Annotated in this window: 3 protein-coding genes and 1 pseudogene; 2 read left to right on the top strand and 2 right to left on the bottom strand. The window is 73.0% G+C overall.

All coding sequences use genetic code 11. The features are described 5' to 3' along the window. Positions 1 to 289: 289 nt before the first annotated feature. Together G5C51_RS41480 and G5C51_RS41475 are read left to right on the top strand one after the other, a co-directional pair. On the top strand, positions 290 to 997 hold the full coding sequence (locus tag G5C51_RS41480) for a helix-turn-helix transcriptional regulator (protein WP_165246040.1): 708 nt from the start codon (positions 290 to 292) through the stop codon (positions 995 to 997). Between the two features lie 20 nt (positions 998 to 1,017). Further along, positions 1,018 to 1,806: a class I SAM-dependent methyltransferase gene (locus G5C51_RS41475; protein WP_165246038.1), complete on the top strand. Its 789-nt coding sequence runs from the start codon at positions 1,018 to 1,020 to the stop codon at positions 1,804 to 1,806. A 10-nt stretch (positions 1,807 to 1,816) separates the two neighbouring features. Here G5C51_RS41475 and G5C51_RS41470 read toward each other — a convergent pair whose 3' ends face one another. Together G5C51_RS41470 and G5C51_RS41465 are read right to left on the bottom strand one after the other, a co-directional pair. After that, positions 1,817 to 2,278 (bottom strand): NUDIX hydrolase, encoded by a 462-nt coding sequence (locus tag G5C51_RS41470; protein ID WP_165246036.1) that lies wholly within the window; start codon positions 2,276 to 2,278, stop codon positions 1,817 to 1,819. Next, positions 2,275 to 2,489, bottom strand: a pseudogene (locus G5C51_RS41465) (CHAD domain-containing protein); the annotation flags it as partial. The pseudogene G5C51_RS41465 and the gene G5C51_RS41470, both read right to left, overlap by 4 nt.

Here is a 2,489-nt window from a genome sequence, read left to right as displayed (position 1 = left end):
GCTTGGTGGCGGGGCGGAGGGCTTGGCCGTGGAGCCGAGAGGCTTGGTGGCATCGGCGTGCTGAGGTGTCGGGGGCGGTGGGCTTGGCATCGGATGGTGACGCCCGCTCCTCAGAAGCCCACCGAAGGTCGTGGCGGCCCACGCGGTCAGGCTCGGGCGGGGCGCTGCGTAGGGGTGGAGCGTTTCGCCAAGGAGGATTGGACTTATGGCGGGCGGCTGCCAAGGGTTCCCGGAAGTTGCTTGGCTGCAGTGATTTCCGCCAACTCGGGTTGGACATATGGTGGTTGGCATGTCCGCCGATGCCGAGTTCGAAGCCGTTAGCGTCCTCTCAGAGGGATCGCGGCGGCGGATGTACACCTTCATCCGCCGTGCGGGCCGGCCGGTGACGCGCGACGAGGCGGCTGCGCATGTGGGCATCTCCCGTAAGCTCGCCGCCTTTCACCTCGACAAGCTGGTCGCGGCCGGGCTGCTGGACGTGGGGCCGGCGGCGCCGGGGTCGGTGAAGCGGGTGGGGCGGCGGCCCAAGGCCTACGAGCCCACCGGGCTGCGGCTGCACGTCAGCATCCCCGAGCGGCGCCACGAGCTGCTCGCGGGCCTGCTCCTCGACGCCGTCAACGAGGACCGGCCGGGCGGCGAGGACGCGGCCGCCGCCGCACTGCGCCTCGCCCGCCGCCGCGGCCATCGCCTGGGCGAGGCCCAGCGCGAGACGCAGCGCCCCGGACGGCTCGGCCCCGAGCGGGCACTGACCATCTGCGAGCGGATGCTCTACGAGCACGGCTTCGAGCCCGTCCGCGAGGGCCCCGACCGCCTGCGTCAGCGCAACTGCCCCTTCCACCCCTTCGCCGAGCGCGCCCCCGAACTGGTCTGCGGCCTCAACAAGGCCTTCCTCACCGGCTATCTCGACGGCATGCGCATCATCACCCTCACCGCGGAACTCGACCCCCGCCCCGGCGAGTGCTGCGTCGAGGTCTGCTTCACGGAAGGCCGGCAGCTCTAGGGGCTCGTAGGCTCTGGGGCATGGTCTCCAGGTCGCGTCCCGTCGGTGCGGTGACGCGGGGTACCACCAATCCGAATCGGCTGCGGCGGATGGACCGGTGGATTGCCGCGGTGCAGGGGCCCGCGTTGCGGCGGATGGGGGCGCCGGTGGCGGTGGATCTTGGTTACGGGGCGGCGCCCTGGACCGCCGTTGAGTTGCTGGAACGGTTGCGGGCCGCCGTACCGCGGGTGGCCGTGGTCGGGGTCGAGATCGAGCCGGAGCGGGTCGCGGCTGCGCAGGCTTATGTGCGGGACGGGCTCAGCTTTGTGCGGGGTGGGTTCGAGGTGCCGGTGGACGGGGAGATCGGGCTGATCCGGGCCGCGAATGTACTGCGGCAGTACGACGAGGAGCAGGTCGGCGCGGCGTGGGAGCGGTTGTGCGGGCGGCTGGCGCCGGGTGGGCTGCTGGTGGAGGGGACGTGCGATGAGGTCGGGCGGCGGCAGGTGTGGGTGGCGCTCGGGCCCGAGGGGCCGCGGACGGTGACGTTCGCTGCGCGGCTGGCTTCGCTTTCGGCGCCGTCGGATCTGGCGGAGCGGCTGCCCAAGGCGCTTATTCATCGGAATGTGCCGGGGGAACCGGTGCACGCTTTTCTGCGGGACTTCGATCGGGCTTGGGCGACGGCGGCGCCATACGCGGCGCTGGGAGTGCGGCAGCGGTGGCTACGGGCCGTGTCCGCCATCGCGTCGGACTGGCCCGTCGTGGACCGGCCCGGCCGGTGGCGGCAGGGCGAGGTCACCGTGGCCTGGGACGCTCTCGCGCCGCGGCGGTGACGCCCGCCCCCTACGCCGCGTGCACCGCGCTCAGCATCGCGTCCAGCACCTCGCGGTCATGCGCGTACGACAACCGGCGGCGGGCCATCGGGGGCGGGAGCCAGATGAGGTGGTCCACCTCGTTGTTCGGCTGGAAGGTGCCGCTGGTGGCTTCGGCTTCCCAGTACGAGACGGTCTTGTCGCGGCCGCCCACCTCGTAGCGGAGGCTCGGCAGGCGGACGCCCGGGGAGCAGGCGTAGCCGGTCTCCTCCGCGACCTCGCGGACCGCGCCTGCGAGGGGCTGTTCGCCGCGCTTGAGCTTGCCCTTGGGGTGGGACCAGTCGTCGTACTTGGGGCGGTGGACCAGCGCGATCTCCACCGTGCCGTCGCGCGGGGACGAGCGCCACAGGACGCAGCCGGCCGCGCGGATCGGGCCCTTGCCTGCGGTGTTGCCCGCGATGTCGCCTGCGATGTTGTCTGCCACGTCGGTCATCTCCTCTCGGGCTCCTCCTCCCCGGGAGCCGGGGTCCAGAGCCGGCCGAAGGCGAAACGGGCGGCCTCCACTTCGTGGCGCTGGTCGGCGTGGAGGACGCCGAGGGCGTAGGCGGTGGCAGGGGCGATACGGGGGGTCTGGGCAGCGGCGGCAGCGGCGGCGGCCGCCTCGGCGGCGTCGCGGTGCCGGTCCAGGACGCGGGCCGCGGAGT

This window comes from Streptomyces coryli, assembly GCF_011044975.1.
GTDB lineage: Bacteria > Actinomycetota > Actinomycetes > Streptomycetales > Streptomycetaceae > Streptomyces > Streptomyces coryli.
The sequence above is the reverse complement of the archived record's forward strand: the minus strand, read 5'-3'. Positions and strand labels throughout refer to the sequence as shown.